Below are 17,574 nucleotides of genomic sequence, written 5' to 3' on the forward strand. Positions count from 1 at the left end.
TTAAAGATGAAATTGAAAAACTAACAAACACAAACATGAGACCACAGAAAATGGGGCGGCCAACAAAGCCAACAGCATAAAGTTTACTCTGACCCCACTTATCACGGCGTGTCTTCCAAGCTAATGAGTGTACTTCTAGGACGGGGCATAACAACCTCCTACTTCAGCAATAACTAAAGCTTAGTAAGAGGTCTACAAACATGCCATTAACTATGGCTGTCTATGGTTGTTTTGAGAGATCTACAAACATGCCATTAACGATGGGTGTCTATGGTTGGCGTTAATCAATTTATCGGTTTGAGAGCATACAAAGATAGGTGCTTGAAGCTGTTGAAATCGCATTGGCTGATAGCACTTAAGACACTAAAGGGGTTAATGCGTGAACCACAAGCATGCTATTAAATGTATTAAATTCGTGGGGATCCGTCAGACTCTGACCCCACTTATTCGCACTTATTCGTGACCCCACTTATTCGAGAATTTGCGCTCCAACCCAACCTCGACGATGGTCATAATTCTTACCTGTGTATTTATCATCACCGCACAAAAAGGCACGCCGAACCACGCGACTACAGCAGTGGTAATACGGCGTGTCTTCCAAGCTAATGAGTGTACTTCTAGGACGGGGCATAACAACCTCTTACTTCAGCAATAACTAAAGCTTAGTAAGAGGTCTACAAACATGCCATTAACTATGGCTGTCTATGGTTGTTTTTGGTTTGCCATTAACTATGGGGGTCTATGGTTGGCTGTCTAAAAGTTAAATATTAACTCTTCAAATATTGTTTTCTTTATATCAGGAGAAACTTGTTTCAAGGCATCATATGCTGATTGGATTTCACGAAACATAGGCTCGTCTTTCTTTGCATCAATTTCAGCTCCAAGTTCAATGTAAGTACTCACTTTGTCGAATAAGTAATAAGTTTCTTTACCATCTTCCACATCTTTAGTTATCTCGAAATCATTTGTTGCAAGTAAAAAGTCATACCAATGAACTTTTTCAGTTGGGTCAGGAAGATCGTCAACAGTCCAAGCTGAAAAGCTTAGCGAATCAAACAAAGTTTCTATCAAATTTGGAAAACTTCTGGCCTTAGCTAATAACTCAATCTTAGTAATTTTATCCTCAACTTCTAGCTGCTCTGTATTAGTCATTCTAAGCAATACTTTAATCAGTTCTTCTGATTTTTTAGTGGCAATGGTTAAGTCATCAATTAACCTATTAGTAACTTTTGCACTGTCATTCCGAGACCTTTCAGCTAGGAGATCGTACATCATTCCTGCCCACTGCTTCTTTAAGTAACTTTCCATGTCAGAGAAATCATTAAATGGCACAATAGCGTTGTTAAGGCTATTCTTTCTAACTTCATCAACGAAACCAAATATTTTTATGTTATCGATGCTCGGATAATTGATCTGCTCAAAGATATCAGGGTTGGTTTTCTTATTAGTTAAGTAGGTATGGTGATCTGAATGGACAGCGCTTTCAACTAAAGCAAAAACAGGGATATTGTTCTTAATAGCTTCTCTGTATTCGTTGTTAGTAATAGAGCCTTCTTTGTCTTTGTGCTCACCGCCATAACGCCCACCAATGATCAGTATGAATAGCTGGCAGGTTTCAACTTCTTTTAAGCAAGCATCATGGGTGTGCTGATCAACACCATAGTAAACATCACCGTCATCAGACAACACAGGCTCATAGCCGATCGTTTTAACGAAGTATTTTAGGTTTTCTCTGATGTGCTTTAAATCGTAACAAGTGGAGCTAATGAAGACTCGGGGGATGGCCAATTTGTAAATCCTTTTTAGTGTGATACTTTTCTAACAAAAATGCCGTACGACTTGCGAGTTGAAGCGACCATTTATCATGGGGGGCTACGGTTGGGTTAAGCTATTAACTAATAAACCATTTTACACGTTGTTTCAAACATGATGACACAACTGTTGAATATGCCTTTCCCTCCAGAAACAACTTAATTTTAGTTAACATAAGATCAACCATAACGTCTTTATATTGATTATCATCAGAATAATCACTACGAGATTTATCAAAATGACTTAGTGTTTCAAGCTCATCAAAATTGTGAGTTAACAATGCGGCGATTTGTTTATATAAATCACTAGGTAACCATAACATTGCTTGAGCAGAAACTGATTCAAGTCTTACTTTTGATTCACTGCTCATCTTATCGTCTTCATTAACCCACAGTATTAATAAATCAGCTAAATCAGCAGCTTTCGTTCTCTTTTCATACATGGTAACTGAATGATGAGCGTAAAACGCAGCATACACAGCAATTAGACTCCCTCCCAACGCACCTGCCAATCCTCCAACAAATGAACTCATTTGGCTTGGAATTAATAGCAGTATTCCCAAAAACAGAACAAAAATGGTTACAACAATCGACAAAAGGTAAACCCAATTTTTCATACAAACTACCTAAACTAAAAAAAACATGTATATCACTGTTTGCGCTTACACGAATAGCTGATTATTTTCAGTGTGAGAGCTTATGCGAAAAACTCAATTAAAGTTAGTACAAATGGTTATTTTTAAAGCGAAAAAATAAATGGGACAGAATAACTTTCCCCCCCCAACAGAAGCGACCCAAAAGTTGCTTTTTTTATCTCAATAACCACCAGCACCAACTAAGCTCACGGGTACCTAAATGACGTTACTGCCGCTGATAAGACAAGTAAGCCAATAAAAAACGCACCACTAAGGGTGCGTTTTACGTAATGGCGTTACTGCCGATGATAAGACAAGGAAGCCGATGGTTTTCGCCGCGGAGTAGAATCCAATCAAACTCTTTATTTCGAGATGAGCGAAAATTTGCCTTTATACGCCCAATAAAAAACGCACCACTAGGGGTGCGTTTTACATAATTGCGTCGCTGGCGCAGATAAGACAATGAAGTTTGTCGTTTTCGCCGCGGAGTTGACTCCAGTCAAACTCTTTATTTCGAGATCTGCGAAAACTTGCTTTTCTCCCCAACAAAAAAGCGAACCAATCGGTTCGCTTTTTAATATCAAAACTTCAGCTTAATAAATTCACCAAAGCCATAATTGCGTCGCTGGCGATGCTAATGCTAGGCGAACCGAAGGCTCTAGCCCGGAGTTGACTCCAGTCAATGAGGACTGGAGCCGAGGTTCAACGCCGCAGTAGCAAGCCCAAGCAGCAATTATTCGTAGTCAGAGACTGGTGCACAAGAACACATCAGATTACGATCACCAAACACATCATCAATACGATTAACCGTTGGCCAGAACTTATTAGCCTTAACTGCTGCAGTTGGGAACACGGCTTCTTCACGGCTATATGGACGCTCATCAAACGCAGGATCCATAATGTCTGCTAGTGTGTGCGGTGCGTTGTGCAGTGGGTTGTTATCCACTGGCCACTCACCTGCTTCTACCTTAGCTATTTCGCCGCGGATAGACACCATTGCCTCGATGAATCTGTCTAGCTCAACTTTAGACTCTGATTCTGTCGGCTCAATCATTAGCGTACCTGCAACAGGGAAGCTCATGGTTGGCGCGTGAAAGCCGTAGTCGTTTAGACGCTTAGCAATATCCATCTCAGTCACGCCAGATGCTTCTTTAAGCGGGCGTAAATCGATGATGCACTCGTGCGCAACGCGATCATTTCGGCCAGAGTAAAGCACTGGGTAATGAGCTGAAAGCTTCTTCATCACGTAGTTAGCGTTTAGTAGCGCTACTTGTGTTGACTGACGTAGGCCTTTTTTACCTAGCAGCTTAATGTACATCCAAGTGATTGGCAGAATCCCTGCGCTACCAAATGGTGCTGCTGATACTGCGCCGTTGTTGTCTGAATCTAAGCCGTGCTTAATGACACTGTGACCCGATAGGAAAGGCGCTAGGTGCTTTTTAACACCGATTGGGCCCATACCTGGTCCACCGCCGCCATGTGGAATAGCAAAGGTTTTGTGTAGGTTAAGGTGCGACACGTCTGCGCCGATAAAGCCTGGTGATGTAAGGCCAACCTGTGCGTTCATGTTGGCGCCGTCTAGGTAAACCTGACCACCGTGCTGGTGAATAACTTCACAGATCTCACCAATGCCTTCTTCATACACACCGTGAGTCGATGGGTAAGTGACCATGATGCAAGATAGGTTATCAGCCACTTCAGCCGCTTTCGCCTTTAGGTCATCCATATCGATGTTGCCGGCTTTATCACAGGCGGTAACGACGATTTTCATGCCTGCAAGCTGCGCTGATGCTGGGTTAGTACCGTGGGCAGATTGTGGAATGAGACAGATGTTTCTGTGCGCGTCTCCGCGTGACTCATGGTATTGCTTAATCGCCAGTAGACCTGCGTACTCGCCCTGTGCGCCAGAGTTTGGCTGTAGCGATACTGCGTCGTAACCTGTGATATCAACAAGCCATGCTGATAGCTCTTCAAGTAGCTGAGTGTAACCTGCTGCTTGCTCTGTTGGGCAGAACGGGTGCATGTTACCAAACTCAGGCCATGTGATTGGCGCCATCTCAGTTGCCGCGTTTAGCTTCATGGTGCATGAGCCAAGCGAGATCATTGAGTGGTTTAGGGCTAAATCTTTGCTTTCTAAACGCTTGATGTAACGCATCATCTCTGTTTCGCTGTGGTAGCGATTAAACGTTGGGTGCGTCAAGATTGCATCAGTACGTAGTAGCTCTGATGGAATTGACTGGCTGCCGTTAGCAATAATGTCACTATCAAGTGCAGCAACATCTAAGCCATGGTCAGCGCCAAGGATCACGTCAAATAGCTCAGCAACATCGCTGCGAGTAGTGGTTTCAGCTAAGCTCAAACCGACAATGCCGTCGCTGTCGATACGTAGGTTTAGACCCGCTTCAACCGCGCGCGCTTTAACAGCGGCAACATCTAAGCCTTTAATTGATAAGGTATCGAACCAAGTGCTGTTAACTAGCTCAACGCCTTTTGCTGTCAAGCCAGCAGCTACGATATCCGTTAGGCGGTGAATGCGCTCTGCAATGGTTTTAAGACCTTGTGGGCCGTGGTATACCGCGTAGAACGATGCCATGTTGGCAAGTAGCACCTGCGCAGTACAAATGTTTGAGTTGGCTTTTTCGCGGCGGATATGTTGCTCACGCGTTTGCATAGCCATACGCAGTGCGCGGTTACCGCGAGTATCTTGTGATACACCGATAATACGACCCGGTAGTGAACGCTTATGTGCGTCACGCGTCACAAAGAAAGCAGCGTGTGGACCACCAAAGCCCATTGGCACACCAAAGCGCTGTGAGTTACCAAATACCACGTCTGCGCCCATTGAACCTGGCGACTTAAGTACCACTAGCGACATCATATCAGCAGCAACTGAGACTAATGCTTTTTTCTCGTGCAGCTTGGCAAATAGCTCGCTGTGATCAACGATTTCACCGTGTACGTTGGTGTACTGGAACAAGGCACCAAATAGCTCGTAGTTAACAGCATCTTCAGCAGGGCCGACGATAACTTCAAAACCAAAACACTCAGCGCGGGTTTTAATCACGTCGATAGTTTGTGGGAACACATCATCTGCCACAAAGTAGATGTTAGCTTTTTTAGCTTTAGAAACACGCTTAGATAGCGCCATTGCTTCGGCAGCAGCGGTTGCTTCATCAAGTAGTGATGCAGATGCTAAGTCTAGACCGGTTAGATCCATAGACAGCTGCTGGAAGTTAAGAATCGCTTCAAGGCGACCTTGAGCAATCTCAGGCTGGTAAGGGGTGTACGCTGTGTACCAACCCGGATTTTCTAATACGTTACGCTGAATGACGCTTGGTACTTCAGTACCGTGGTAACCCATACCAATGTAGCTTTTGAATACTTGGTTTTTATCAGCAATTTTGCGGATATAGGCTAGACCTTCAGCTTCGCCACATGAGTCGCCGACTAAAAGATCACGGTTAAGTAAAATAGCACCTGGCACGATTTGCGCGGTTAAGTCATCTAATGACTCAGCACCAACAAAGTTTAGCATCTCTTGCTGATGCTCAGCACCTGGGCCGATGTGACGACGAATAAATAATTCGTGCTGCTCTAGTTGCGTAAGGGTTTCAGTGGTCATGGGTAACCTAGTTCCTATTTGCCAGTATCCTACCTGTAGGGGGGAGGAGCTACCGGTCTCTTTAGTTTAGAATTCGATTGTTGTTTGGCAGCATTTAGCTTGTTGAACTCTGCCATTTGGCGTTATTGCCCTGACTATTTACAAGGGTATAAGCCATAAAACGAACAAAGCCCCACTCAGCGATGAGTTGGGGCTTTGTTCGTCATCGACGCTTATTCTTCGTCGATAACTGCTTGATAACCTTCGGCATCAAGCAAGTTGTCTAGTTCAGCGAGGTCTGTTGGCATTACGCGGAAGAACCAACCGTCGCCGAATGCGTCGCTGTTAACTAGCTCTGGAGAATCTTCCAATGCTTCGTTTACTGCAATCACTTCGCCAGATAGTGGTGCGTAGATGTCTGATGCCGCTTTAACAGACTCTGCTACTGCGCAGTCTTCACCCGCGTTAACGTCGTCGCCAACTTCTGGTAGCTCAACGAACACCATGTCACCCAAAAGCTCTTGAGCGTGCTCACTGATACCGACTGTGTAGCTACCGTCTTCTTCTTTACGGATCCACTCGTGAGAAGAAGCATATTTAAGTTCAGCTGGGATATTGCTCATTGGTCTAAATCCTTATTCGATGTTCTAATTCTGTATTTAATAAGACGTTACACTGATTTGCCTGTTTAGGCTTATATCAATTTTTGCACCTTTTTTACATCATAAGTGCAGTGATTTCATCTAGTTTTTGAGGTTTGCGACATTGCTCTTGTTCAACCGCGCAAATCTATCTGTTTTACGCTTTATTTAAGCGTTAGCTAAAAATAGATGAAATCGTCAATTTTGCTCTATCTTGATAAAGCGAATAAGTTTTATATTCGCCAAACCATTTTCTGAGGTTAAGGCGCAGGAATTTGATTCTAGTTTTAGGAGCCAGCGCGCAGTTGATAAGTATCAATGAGCACTGGCGACAACAAAGTAGATTCAAATCACCAGCATTAACCCAGAAAAATTAGAATGCTTGCTTACCATTGCGCACAAACGACGGTGCGATAACTTTAACTGCTACGCGCTTCTTACGCATTTCCACTTCAGCCACATCACCAATGGTATTAGGTACACGCGCCATTGCGATTGAGTAACCTAAAGTTGGTGAGAATGTACCACTGGTAATCGTGCCTTGTTGCTCAACGCCGTCGCTGTCGGTAAAGAATACTGACATGCCGTGACGGATAACGCCTTTAGCGTCCATGATTAAGCCAACCAGTTTGTCTGTGCCTTCTGCTTTAATCTTTTCTAGCGCTTGGCGACCGTTAAAGTCACGTTCCGCTGGCTCCCACGCAACTGTCCAGCCCATGTTGGCTGCTAGTGGGTTAACGCTTTCGTCCATATCTAGGCCGTAAAGGTTCATGCCTGCTTCAAGACGTAGCGTATCACGTGCACCTAGACCACATGGACGAATGCCAGCCTCTAAGAATGCTTGCCATAGTGCCTCAGCTTCAGATTCTGGCACAATCACTTCGTAACCGGTTTCGCCGGTATAACCAGTAGTGGCAATAAATAGTGAACCTGACTGCATACCAAAGAATGGCTTCATGCCTTCGATTGCTGCGTTTTGCTCTGCGTTAAATACCGTTGCCGCTTTTGCTTTAGCGTTAGGGCCTTGTACGGCGATCATCGCCAGCTCTGGACGCTCGGTGACTTCAACGCTGAAGCCTTGAACTTGCTCGTTGATCCACGCGAGGTCTTTTTCACGGGTGGCTGAGTTAACCACAATGCGGTACTCAGTATCTGATAGGTAATAAGTGATAAGGTCGTCGATAACGCCGCCGTTATGGTCAAGCATTCCGCCGTATAGCGCCTTACCTGGTACTTTAAGCTTAGCGACATCGTTGGCTAGCAATTTACGTAAAAAGGCACAAGCGTCATCACCAATCACGTCGACTACTGTCATGTGGGACACGTCGAACATACCTGCGTCTTGACGCACTGCGTGATGCTCTTCGATTTGTGAACCGTAGTTAAGTGGCATATCCCAACCGTGGAAATCTACCATCTTGCCGTTTGATTCTAGATGCTTGTTAAAAAGTACAGTTTTGTTAGCCATTTTTATCCCTTCTTTGGGGTCTTTTAGTCTGCTTCTGATGCCGGCACAAATAGAGTGTGCTTGTGTAGGGTACTGGCACCAGATTTATGTCATCGCATTAAAATGCGGCGAAATTATACCTTGAGTCGTCACTTTGTATACAAAAGAATTTTCTAATCCGAACAGTTTTTGGATTAGTTTTTCTTATTGCAAAAATGTAAATAATTCACAAAAAATCTTCACCAGCAAATAAACTCCAAACAAGACTATGAAATTAAAGGCTTATTTAGATCGAGCTAATGATTGTTAATTGTTAGTCTTCGCTGCGTTTGCACAGCTTAGGCAGATTCTTCTTGTTACCTAACGCCTGTTGAATAAACAGTGTTTTCAATGGCGCAAAATTGTCGACGATATTTAAGCCTAAATCGCGAATCGCTTTAGTCACTGGGTTAGTACCTTGAAATAGCCTTTTAAAGCCTTCCATTGCGGCGATCATCTCCAGCGCCTCGGCTTTACGCCAGCGCTCTAAATCACGCAGGTGCTTATAGTCGCCAATGTCTTTACCTTGCTGTTTAAGCTCAGTTACCGCTTCAACAATCGCAGCGGCGTCAAGGAAGCCTAAGTTAACCCCTTGGCCCGCTAGCGGGTGAATAGTGTGGGCCGCATCGCCTGCCAACACCAAACGTGGTCGTGCAAAGTGACGCGCATAACGCATACGTAGTGGGAACGATTGGCGATCACTTTCAAGGCTACACATGCCTAAGCGGCCATCAAAGGCGGCAGTTAATGCACGCTCAAATGCCACTTTATCTAATGCTAATAGTTGCTCGGCTTTTTCTGGTGACACTGACCAGACGATAGAACACAGATCTTTTTCATATAGCGGTAAGAAGGCAAGTGGCCCCTCTTTGTCGAATACTTGTCTGGCGGTTGCGCCATGAGGCAGCTCGGTGCGGATCGTAGCTACAATGGCGTGATGGTTATAATCCCAAAAAGTCATCGGGATCTTACACTGCTCGCGTACCCATGAATTGGCGCCATCAGCAGCAACCACCAACGCGGCACTTAAGCTGTCGCCATTATCTAAGGTTAACCACGCTTCGCGCTCGCCAAAGGCGATACGTTCTAGACGAGTGTTTTCAATATAGGTAAGCTCGCTAAGCTCCCCTGCTCGCTCGGCCAATGCAAAGGCGATGGCATCGTTTTCGATAATCGAACCAAGATGAGTTTCGCTAAGTGAGTGGGCGTCAAAATCAATTTTACCTAGGCTGTCTTTGTCCCACACTTGCATCTTTTGGTAAGGACTTACTCGCGTGGCAGCCAAGTAAGGCCAAGCGCCTAAGTTAGTAATTAGCTGCTGGCTTGCCTTGTTAATCGCGCTGACTCTTAGTTTCGGCTCGCCCGATACTGCTTGAGTCTGCCCCGCATCGATCACCACGACTTTAATGCCTGCCATCGCTAAACCTATGGCTGTTGCTAACCCAACCATGCCGCCACCCACAATGGCGACATCATAAGTTTGTGTGCTTAACATCTTTTACCCTTACTCAAATATGGCGGATTACGCCAACCACATGCTCTTGAACTGACTGACAAACGTTATTGTGCATGTTTATTGTTAATTTGACTTTAATACGGCGAAGTAACTACTGAAGATTAACCTTTGTTCCAGCCCATAGCCCGGCGCGCCACTGGCGCTTTTAATGGCGGAAACCATGACAGCAGTCGTAGCCCAAGATTACGGCCAATCACTAATGGCCAATAATCGTTAGAAAAACCGCGCACTAAAAATTCAATGTTGTTCATGGTGCTCTGCCTGTCAGCTTTACGGCGCTCAAGATAAGCGTGCGTGACAGCAACACTGCCTATATCTTGAGGTTCTGGGTTAGCGAATGCTTGCTTAAGTACATCGAGTACACATACCACGTCACGTAACCCCAAGTTAAAGCCTTGACCTGCGATTGGATGCAGTGTTTGCGCCGCGTTACCTAAAAAGATTGTGCGCTGGTAAATCGGCCTTGGCATATACGACAGCATTAACGGGTAGCTAAAACGCTCGCCAATATCGGTAAAGCGCCCAGCGCGATAGCCAAAGGCCTGTTGCAGTTCACTAATAAACTCTGCCTTAGGCACTTTTAATAGTCGCTCGGCATCAGAAGGCTCAAGTGCCCATACCATAGACAAGCGCGACTCGCCTTGGCTATTAGACATCGGCAATAAGGCTAAAGGTCCTGTTTGGGTAAAGCGCTCATAAGCCCAACCATTATGTGGCTGCTCGGTATGAATATTGGCGATTATGGCTGTTTGATTAAAGTCCACCTGCTCTAGCGGTTGCTTAAAGGCTTGGCGCACTTTGGAGTTAACCCCATCTGCTGCGATTAGCAACTTAGCGGAGATCTGCTGACCATCTGCTAACGTCAGCAATTGTGCATCGATACCCGCTGCTACGCTTTGCAGCTTGGCAGGGCAATAAAGGCTAACATCGCTTTTTTCAAGCAAGCTAAATAGCTTGTTACCGACCGCTTCAAGCTCAACGACTTGACCAAGGTACGGCAAATGCAACGACTCGCGGTTAAGCTCGGTCATACCGAAGTTACCGCGCTCTGAAATATGAATATTGTGGATAGGTTCAGCTAGCGCGTCTATATGCTGCCACAGTCCAAGTTGCTTAAGCTCGAAAATGGAGCCATGAGAGATAGCAATTGACCGGGCATCAAAACCTGGGTGATCGCTACTAGGCTTATGTGCCTCAATAAGAGCAATTTTAATTGGCGCTTGTTTTAGATGTGCGCTGCTCTGTTTAGCCAATTCAGCTAGACCTAGCGCCAAGGTGGCGCCTGCCATTGCTCCGCCAACGATGGCAATATCGACATGATTAATTTCAGTGGTACTTGCTATATCAGCGTGTTGGTTAAGATTCGCCATGGAATGTATTGGTCCAATAACAAGATAAGTGAAGTGTTACTGATACAAAAACCGCCATGCAGCAACAGCGATGGCGGTGATTGGTTTAACTAGGCGTTAGTGCATTACGCCCACATCAATTGGCTCGTCGTCATCAACCGCAGGGCCAAATTCGGCGTAGCACATTAGTGCTGCCATGCGGGTGAACTCCATCAACTCAATCAATGCCGCTTCTGACTCGTCATCTTCAGCCACATCAAACTCAACTTGGGCAATCTCTGATAAGTCTTGAATCACTTCACGCACATCTAGCGGCGCTTGGTTTAGCTTAGGCTGAATTATCGCGATACCAGTAAGGAAACTCTGTACCCACAATGATAACGCCTCAACACGTTTTGATAGCGACTCTTCTTCTTGCGGTAGCATTGGGCTAAAGCCAAAGTCGGTATCTGACAAACGCGTCACCGCATCTTGGTATAAGTCATCAATTAGTGTTTGTAATTCTTTCGGCAGTGCTTGGCCGTCGTTCATCAGCTCAAGTAGTGGCTGAGTCCAGCCCGAGCCTTTTTGCTCAACACCACCACAAATAAGACCGACAAGTGCGCCGTGAACTTCTACAGGGTGCTGACCAATCTCAGCGGCATTTAGTGCTGCAAGGAGTTTATCCATCTGCAACGTAGGTAGGCTAGCCATAAGGTATTTTCCAATCACAATATTTACTCACTTCATGCTAGCAGAAGTGACGGACTCGACCAATAGTCGGCACCATAAAGTCGGTAAAACTTTGTGCTATGAACCACAAATGCTGCAATCGTGACCAAAAAGGCAAATCATTCACGCCGAAACGGATCCCGTCACTTAGCGCTCGATACTACTTTGTAAAAGCAAATGGCTTTCCTCTGAACAAACACCCAAAGGCTTCCCCTGCAAAGGTGCACTTAAACAACAAAGAATAAGCTGATCCGCTCTATGTTTGTACGCCAATGGCGATCTAAACAACAATTAATCTAAACTGCATCAGTTTGCGCGTCGATCGTGTTGCACTTTGCTAGTGAGACCGATATAGTCCGCTCAAGTACATGGTTATTAGGATTGTTTTCGGGATGAGTAGCAAGGCGATTGAAATTACCCTTATGGGTCGTACCTACTCTATTGCTTGTCCAGAAGGACGAGAGGCTGCGCTTAGGCATGTGGCTAACAACCTCGAAAAGCAGTTAACCTCGCTTAAAGCACGTACTAATAACATTAGCCGAGAAGAAATTGCCATTATGGCAGCATTAAATACCGGTTATGAGCTGTTAGAAGAACAGCAAAAGAATCAAGATTATATTAAGCAAATGGATGATAAAATCGGTTTGCTACAGTCAACTCTTGAAGATGCGCTGGTAGATCGCGCTACAAAAGCTGACTAAAAATAGCTATAATCGCAGTTGCTTTATAAGCAAGTGTTAACAGTTTTATCGTAAGCCCATTTTAGTCACCCGACTGGTTTACGAACACAAGTTTTGCTCCCTGGGATATTCGCTAGCTGGTAATGTCCCTGTGCCGATACTTACAAACCCAGGGTGAATGTTTTACTGACATTGCGCAAGCTCGGCTCGTACCGAGAAGCCTTAGGAGGTATTCATTTACCCGCCTTGAACCTACGGTTCAAGGGCTACACCAGCGGTCGGTATTCTGGGGAGCAATTTAATTAAATGAAAACCATCGTTAGCAATAACGGTGGTTTTTTTATTTGTGCATTGGTAATACCGACCCGTCGGACTTTCTATGAAAAAGACTGGGGGGAGCAATTTAATTTTTACATTAAGCCATTTCAATCTGAAGTGGCTTTTTTGTATCTGCGCATTGGTAATACCGACCCGTCGGACTTTCTATAAAAAGACTTAATGAAGAGAGTGCGGGGGAGCAATTATTCTTTATAAGAAAAAGCGACATTAAGCCATTTCACTTGAGGTGGCTTTTTGTATCTGCGCATTGGTAATACCGACCCGTCGGACTTTCTATGAAAAGTATTTGCTACTAATTTGGGGAGCTCTTTTTTAACTAAAATCTAAGCAGCCTTTCTCTCGAAGAAGCCTATTGGAAATTTGATTTTCAGCAGTTTTAGTAATGAGTATTTGAAGCTGACCAACTTTCAAATTCAGCTTGATCCAAAATATCAAAAACGATGTCTTGCACCTGTCGGGCTGAATTCCTATCTTCTTCACACAAGTGATAAACAAAACTAACTAAAGGCGCTTCAAGAGCAGGCATGTCACCTTTATTCTTTTCCCAATTATTCAGGCTAGTTCTAATTTTCCATTCTGGTGTACTAGCAATCTGATGATCTAAATGGCCATTTAAGTTTTCGCAATCATAGCCTTGTGGTATGTCCTGCTCACTTGCTAACACAGAAAAACCGAAGCCACAAAAAGCCATGAAAAATAATGATATTTTCATTCTAAGTACCTATTTATCCGTCAAAGTAAATTTGGAGATGTAGTAACCAAAACCTGAGATATTCACTGCGTTAAGTTGCGAAAAAACTCATACAACTTTTTGACAAGTGAACTAACATCACAACTATACACATGCGTACCACCCACAACAAACACATGTCTTAGCAATTAGAAGCCGATCACGTTTCGAGCATCTATATACTTAACACAAAATAGAACTCCACTCTCAGGTTACATTTGGATACAGAGTCCTAATTCACCATCAAATATAGTTATCCCACTGATATTTGAAGGACGTAAAAGGACTATCCTATGAAAAAGACTTGTTTAGTTATCTCAACCCTATTACTCGCAAACTCGGCATTTGCAGCAGACAATACCTATATTCGTAACGGTAATATTTATAGCCATGAAGGCCAATTTTTTGTCGGCGCAGGTGCTGCAACCGGTAGTGAATTTTATAAAGGTCAAGACCATAAGACTGCCGCCTATGTAAACGGTGGTTACCATGGCGAAGACTTTAACGCGGATCTTTCAGGCATTAACTATCGTTTTTTGGGCAACAATGAAAGCGGTATAAACTTAAGTGCCTTTGTTGTCGCAAACCCAGGCTTTAATGCTAGTGATGCCGATATTCTACAAGGCATGAAAGACCGTAAGATCAGCGGTGATTTAGGCTTAAATGCCGATATCAAGCTTGGCCGTGGCACGCTATCGAGTAAATTCCAACATGATGTCACAGGTGTCTACGACGGTTATCAAGCTGATATCACTTACTACCAACCAATGAATATCGGCTTTGCAGATTTTGTCCCTTACGCAGGCGTGCACTATTACAGTAAAGACTTCGTCAACTACTACGCTGGCGTATCTAAGTCTGATGCCACAAATGAGCGCGCAGCTTATACTGGCGATGGGGCTTTTGCCTATAAAGCGGGCTATGCCTTAGTCATACCGGTAACGGAACACTTAGATATTACTCAAGCCACAGGTTACTCTCGTTTGACTTCTGATATGGCAGACTCACCGCTAATTGACAGTAATAATCAATGGGTAACGACTCTAGGCGTTAGCTACAGCTTTTAATTAATCCAAATCGCTATGAGTGGAGGTGATATGAAACATTATAGAAATCTATCCATTGGTGTATTACTAGCGGTAATGTTAGCCGCATGTGCCACGCCTTATGATACACAAAAGAGCTTTTGGACCTTTGGTAAAGGCTTTGAAACTATGCAAATTGCCCCTGATAGCTGGCAGATCAGTTTTGTGGGCAACACCAATACCGACCGAGCACTCACGCGAAAATATGTAATGCTCAAAGCTGCTGAACTTTGCCAAAAAGCGGGCTACCCATACTTTAGCTTTAACAATGAGCAAACTAACCGGGACTCAGTGGCTCAGTATGGCGCAGCAGCAACCACCAGCGATATTTTGTGGGGCAGCTCGACTATAGATAAAGAGACCTCTACTGTTGTAGAAGTTACGGGACTTAAGAGCAAGCCTAGCTCTCCGGCGTCTAGAATTTACAATACCGACTACATTTTGCAGCATCTAACGACCGAGAGTTAATCGCAGACATAAAAAAGCGCCAATTCTGGCGCTTTTTTATTTGATGGATACTTAGGTGTATCGCTCTAGCAAATCAACATATTTAGTTTTTAATATCCAATAGCGATTTAATTTTCGAGCTTTATACTCAGCGACATTCTCGCTCCGCCTAGCGCACTTGAGCGAGTAATAACAAATTCAGTTCCCATCCAACTGCCGATACGTTTAACAATCGCTAACCCCATACCATGGCCGGCATTGTCTCGGCTTTGTTGACCACGAACAAATGGCTTAACAATCTGTTCGATTTCATCGTTATCAATTCCTTGCCCGTCATCTTCGACATGCAACCATACCCTATATTGCTCAACTTCTACTCTCACTATAATTTGCGAGCGACCAAAACGCTCTGCATTACTGAGCAAGTTAGCCAGCTGCATAGAGAGGTATTTTGGGTCGCTATTAACCTTAATTGTTTGTTCTATTCCTAGATATTCAATCGGATAAGCAATGTTGCTATGATCTGCAAGCTTTTGCTTAAGCCAACTATTTAGCTCAATCACTTGTAAGTCAGGTTTAATATTTGCTTCATCAAGCCTTGCATAGCTTAATAGGGTTGAAACGAGTTCTTCCATGGTATCCAAGTCGCGGTTTAATCTTTGAAAGTACTTAATTCGTAGCTGTTCGTTTTGTGTTTCTTCTAGCGCTTCAATACCAAAGCGTAGCCTAGCGATGGGCGTTTTTAGATCATGGGAGACGGCGCGGCTAAGCAACTTATTGTCGTCCACTAGCTGCTGAATGCGATCGGCCATACGGTTAAATTCCGTTTCAATCGCGCCGATATAAGAGGTTTTACTGACTTTAATCCGTTGCTGTAGTTGCCCCATACCAAAGGCTTTAGTGGCTTTACTGAGGTGCATTAATTGCCTGATCAATGGTGAAACCCAAACCAGTAAGATCAGCACTACACCCACATAAAACAGCATTGTGTAGATTCTATTCCAACTAAAATTTGTTTCTTCGGGAGACACCAGCTGAGTCTTGATGTTCAGTACTTGGCTGGTCAGCGGTAAACGATAATGCAGTGAGATCCCTTCATCAGACTCTAATAGCAACGCAGCATCACGTTTAAACTGCATCGTTAATGAAGGTGGTAAGATAAATATCTTCTCATCGATTAAAGAAAGTTGCTCTTGGTTTTGCTGATTCCAGTTATCGATAAAATGAGCCGGATCGACATTGTCATCATCTAAGCTTTGGGCTAATGAACGGCCAACTAGCTTTAGCGCAGTCAATTGCTCTTTGGTCGTTGGTATATCCGGTCTTGGATCGGTAAGACTAGCAAATTCACTAATTGACCAACCAAGGCTAACTATCGATGTAAGCACAACTAACACTAAAGAGATGATGAGCTTTTTCATAATTCGCCCCTGCCAACGCATTTAAGCATGGGATTATTGCCTCTCATCTTCACGGCAAAATAGATAGCCTTTACCACGAATCGTTTTTATTTTATAAGGCTGGTTTTGCGCTTCATGCAGTTTTTTACGAAGTCGTGATACCCGAATATCAACAGAACGGTCAAAGCCGTCATACTCAATACCGCGTAACTGCGCAATTAAATCTGAACGACTCACCACAGTGCCAACTTTTGAGGCGAGTAACCACAAAACATCAAACTCATTGGCATTCAAATCCAAAATTTTCTGCTCAATAGTAACTGATTTAGCCACGGCATTAAGTACTAAGGAGTCAAAGACCAATTGCTGCTTAATATTGTCATCGGTGGCACGGCGCAGTAGTGCTTTGATCCGAGCTAACATCACCTGAGGTCTAATTGGTTTGGTGAGATAATCATCTGCGCCGACTTCCAAGCCCTGAATTTCATCGCCGTCTTCAACGCAAGCGGTCATAAATAGAATCGGCCCTGTATAAAAAGCACGTGCTTCTTTGCAAACATCAAAGCCATTTTTAACCGGTAACATCACATCTAATAGCACTAAGTCCGGCTCTTCTTCGGCGATCATTGTTAGCGCAAAGTCCCCTTGGCTAGCAACTGTAATACTGTATCCATGGTCAAGTAAATAATCGCTTATCCACTCAGCTAAAGAGGTATCGTCCTCGACTACTAAAATGTGTTTTGTTGATGTCATTAAAACAACCTCCAGCCAGACGGACTTTGCTTAGGTGCTTTATACACCCATGTCACCGTAACTTTTACCTCGGCCAATGGCTGTAAGTCATCGTGACGGATCAAGCTAAATGCCTTGGTGGCATCACTTTCAAAACTGTATTGATATTGTTGTAAAGATTGGCCATCCCAGCAGGTTAACTGTTGCCGATTTTTCGATTCTATTAAACAGAATCGCCCAGTTGCAGGGGTTTGCCACTGGAATAATACATCTTGATAGCAGGTTTGGCCTTTATGTAGTGCCACGCATTGCTCCGGCGTTGCAGTAAAATTAATGACTGGCTGCTGAGCTAAAACGTTAACAGGACAGGTAAATATTAGCAGCCCGACTAACTGATACAACTTAGTCATA

The 17,574-nt window shown here is 44.1% G+C and carries 16 protein-coding genes, 1 other RNA gene and 1 pseudogene; 5 read left to right on the forward strand and 13 right to left on the reverse strand.

Translation table 11 applies throughout. From position 1 onward, the window contains the following. Positions 1-472: 472 nt before the first annotated feature. The 9 genes and pseudogenes from AB4298_RS00760 to AB4298_RS00800 all read right to left on the reverse strand — a co-directional run. Positions 473-631, reverse strand: a pseudogene (locus tag AB4298_RS00760) (transposase); the annotation flags it as partial. A gap of 122 nt (positions 632-753) precedes the next feature. Further along, positions 754-1,788 carry a DUF4062 domain-containing protein gene (locus AB4298_RS00765; RefSeq protein ID WP_371985424.1) on the reverse strand — a complete coding sequence of 345 codons (1,035 nt, stop codon included), beginning with the start codon at positions 1,786-1,788 and terminating at the stop codon, positions 754-756. A gap of 103 nt (positions 1,789-1,891) precedes the next feature. Then, entirely contained in the window at positions 1,892-2,428 is a 537-nt protein-coding gene (locus tag AB4298_RS00770) for a hypothetical protein (RefSeq protein ID WP_371985425.1), read from the reverse strand. A 751-nt stretch (positions 2,429-3,179) separates the two neighbouring features. After that, positions 3,180-6,068 (reverse strand): aminomethyl-transferring glycine dehydrogenase, encoded by a 2,889-nt coding sequence (gene gcvP, locus AB4298_RS00775; RefSeq protein WP_371985426.1) that lies wholly within the window; start codon positions 6,066-6,068, stop codon positions 3,180-3,182. A 212-nt stretch (positions 6,069-6,280) separates the two neighbouring features. Continuing rightward, entirely contained in the window at positions 6,281-6,670 is a 390-nt protein-coding gene (gene gcvH / locus AB4298_RS00780; RefSeq protein WP_220781231.1) for a glycine cleavage system protein GcvH, read from the reverse strand. Between the two features lie 391 nt (positions 6,671-7,061). Then, positions 7,062-8,156: a glycine cleavage system aminomethyltransferase GcvT gene (gene gcvT / locus AB4298_RS00785; RefSeq protein WP_371985427.1), complete on the reverse strand. Its 1,095-nt coding sequence runs from the start codon at positions 8,154-8,156 to the stop codon at positions 7,062-7,064. 292 nt (positions 8,157-8,448) lie between these two features. Beyond that, entirely contained in the window at positions 8,449-9,669 is a 1,221-nt protein-coding gene (locus tag AB4298_RS00790; protein ID WP_371985428.1) for an FAD-dependent oxidoreductase, read from the reverse strand. A gap of 122 nt (positions 9,670-9,791) precedes the next feature. Continuing rightward, positions 9,792-11,060, reverse strand: a complete 1,269-nt coding sequence (ubiH, locus tag AB4298_RS00795; RefSeq protein ID WP_371985429.1) for a 2-octaprenyl-6-methoxyphenyl hydroxylase — start codon at positions 11,058-11,060, stop codon at positions 9,792-9,794. A 96-nt stretch (positions 11,061-11,156) separates the two neighbouring features. Beyond that, positions 11,157-11,732, reverse strand: a complete 576-nt coding sequence (locus AB4298_RS00800; protein ID WP_371985430.1) for a UPF0149 family protein — start codon at positions 11,730-11,732, stop codon at positions 11,157-11,159. A gap of 410 nt (positions 11,733-12,142) precedes the next feature. Here AB4298_RS00800 and AB4298_RS00805 point away from each other — a divergent pair, with 410 nt between their 5' ends. From AB4298_RS00805 to AB4298_RS00815, 3 genes are all read left to right on the forward strand, one after another. Next, the gene (locus tag AB4298_RS00805; protein WP_248998971.1) at positions 12,143-12,451 is read left to right on the forward strand and encodes a cell division protein ZapA; all 309 of its coding nucleotides are present in this window, start codon (positions 12,143-12,145) and stop codon (positions 12,449-12,451) included. A gap of 94 nt (positions 12,452-12,545) precedes the next feature. Beyond that, positions 12,546-12,727: non-coding RNA, 6S RNA (gene ssrS, locus AB4298_RS00810), on the forward strand. 9 nt (positions 12,728-12,736) lie between these two features. After that, the gene (locus tag AB4298_RS00815; protein WP_371985431.1) at positions 12,737-12,919 is read left to right on the forward strand and encodes a hypothetical protein; all 183 of its coding nucleotides are present in this window, start codon (positions 12,737-12,739) and stop codon (positions 12,917-12,919) included. Between the two features lie 226 nt (positions 12,920-13,145). Here the strand turns inward: AB4298_RS00815 and AB4298_RS00820 are convergent, their stop codons facing one another. Continuing rightward, positions 13,146-13,481 carry a hypothetical protein gene (locus AB4298_RS00820; protein WP_371985432.1) on the reverse strand — a complete coding sequence of 112 codons (336 nt, stop codon included), beginning with the start codon at positions 13,479-13,481 and terminating at the stop codon, positions 13,146-13,148. A gap of 311 nt (positions 13,482-13,792) precedes the next feature. Here AB4298_RS00820 and ompV point away from each other — a divergent pair, with 311 nt between their 5' ends. Together ompV and AB4298_RS00830 are read left to right on the forward strand one after the other, a co-directional pair. Then, positions 13,793-14,566: an outer membrane protein OmpV gene (gene ompV / locus AB4298_RS00825; protein ID WP_371985433.1), complete on the forward strand. Its 774-nt coding sequence runs from the start codon at positions 13,793-13,795 to the stop codon at positions 14,564-14,566. A 30-nt stretch (positions 14,567-14,596) separates the two neighbouring features. Beyond that, positions 14,597-15,052 carry a CC0125/CC1285 family lipoprotein gene (locus AB4298_RS00830; protein ID WP_371985434.1) on the forward strand — a complete coding sequence of 152 codons (456 nt, stop codon included), beginning with the start codon at positions 14,597-14,599 and terminating at the stop codon, positions 15,050-15,052. Positions 15,053-15,159: 107 nt separating this feature from the next. Here AB4298_RS00830 and AB4298_RS00835 read toward each other — a convergent pair whose 3' ends face one another. Genes AB4298_RS00835 through AB4298_RS00845 form a run of 3 tightly spaced genes read right to left on the reverse strand, consistent with a single transcriptional unit; the run spans position 15,160 to position 17,573 of the window. Further along, entirely contained in the window at positions 15,160-16,452 is a 1,293-nt protein-coding gene (locus tag AB4298_RS00835; protein ID WP_371985435.1) for an ATP-binding protein, read from the reverse strand. A gap of 33 nt (positions 16,453-16,485) precedes the next feature. Beyond that, positions 16,486-17,184 (reverse strand): response regulator, encoded by a 699-nt coding sequence (locus tag AB4298_RS00840; protein ID WP_371985436.1) that lies wholly within the window; start codon positions 17,182-17,184, stop codon positions 16,486-16,488. Next, complete coding sequence (locus AB4298_RS00845; protein WP_248998966.1) at positions 17,184-17,573, reverse strand: DUF3019 domain-containing protein; 390 nt, start codon at positions 17,571-17,573, stop codon at positions 17,184-17,186. Before AB4298_RS00845 ends, AB4298_RS00840 begins: the two co-directional genes overlap by 1 nt. Between the last annotated feature and the right edge of the window lies 1 nt (position 17,574).

It is taken from the genome of Shewanella sp. 10N.261.52.F9 (assembly GCF_041471165.1).
GTDB lineage: Bacteria > Pseudomonadota > Gammaproteobacteria > Enterobacterales > Shewanellaceae > Shewanella > Shewanella marinintestina.

Coding starts and splice junctions, on each gene's coding strand:
- AB4298_RS00770 (WP_371985425.1), bottom strand. CDS start 2,428: ATGAAAAATTGGGTTTACCTTTTGTCGATTGTTGTAACCATTTTTGTT.
- gcvP (WP_371985426.1), bottom strand. CDS start 6,068: ATGACCACTGAAACCCTTACGCAACTAGAGCAGCACGAATTATTTATT.
- gcvH (WP_220781231.1), bottom strand. CDS start 6,670: ATGAGCAATATCCCAGCTGAACTTAAATATGCTTCTTCTCACGAGTGG.
- gcvT (WP_371985427.1), bottom strand. CDS start 8,156: ATGGCTAACAAAACTGTACTTTTTAACAAGCATCTAGAATCAAACGGC.
- AB4298_RS00790 (WP_371985428.1), bottom strand. CDS start 9,669: ATGTTAAGCACACAAACTTATGATGTCGCCATTGTGGGTGGCGGCATG.
- ubiH (WP_371985429.1), bottom strand. CDS start 11,060: ATGGCGAATCTTAACCAACACGCTGATATAGCAAGTACCACTGAAATT.
- AB4298_RS00800 (WP_371985430.1), bottom strand. CDS start 11,732: ATGGCTAGCCTACCTACGTTGCAGATGGATAAACTCCTTGCAGCACTA.
- AB4298_RS00805 (WP_248998971.1), top strand. CDS start 12,143: ATGAGTAGCAAGGCGATTGAAATTACCCTTATGGGTCGTACCTACTCT.
- AB4298_RS00815 (WP_371985431.1), top strand. CDS start 12,737: ATGAAAACCATCGTTAGCAATAACGGTGGTTTTTTTATTTGTGCATTG.
- AB4298_RS00820 (WP_371985432.1), bottom strand. CDS start 13,481: ATGAAAATATCATTATTTTTCATGGCTTTTTGTGGCTTCGGTTTTTCT.
- ompV (WP_371985433.1), top strand. CDS start 13,793: ATGAAAAAGACTTGTTTAGTTATCTCAACCCTATTACTCGCAAACTCG.
- AB4298_RS00830 (WP_371985434.1), top strand. CDS start 14,597: ATGAAACATTATAGAAATCTATCCATTGGTGTATTACTAGCGGTAATG.
- AB4298_RS00835 (WP_371985435.1), bottom strand. CDS start 16,452: ATGAAAAAGCTCATCATCTCTTTAGTGTTAGTTGTGCTTACATCGATA.
- AB4298_RS00840 (WP_371985436.1), bottom strand. CDS start 17,184: ATGACATCAACAAAACACATTTTAGTAGTCGAGGACGATACCTCTTTA.
- AB4298_RS00845 (WP_248998966.1), bottom strand. CDS start 17,573: ATGACTAAGTTGTATCAGTTAGTCGGGCTGCTAATATTTACCTGTCCT.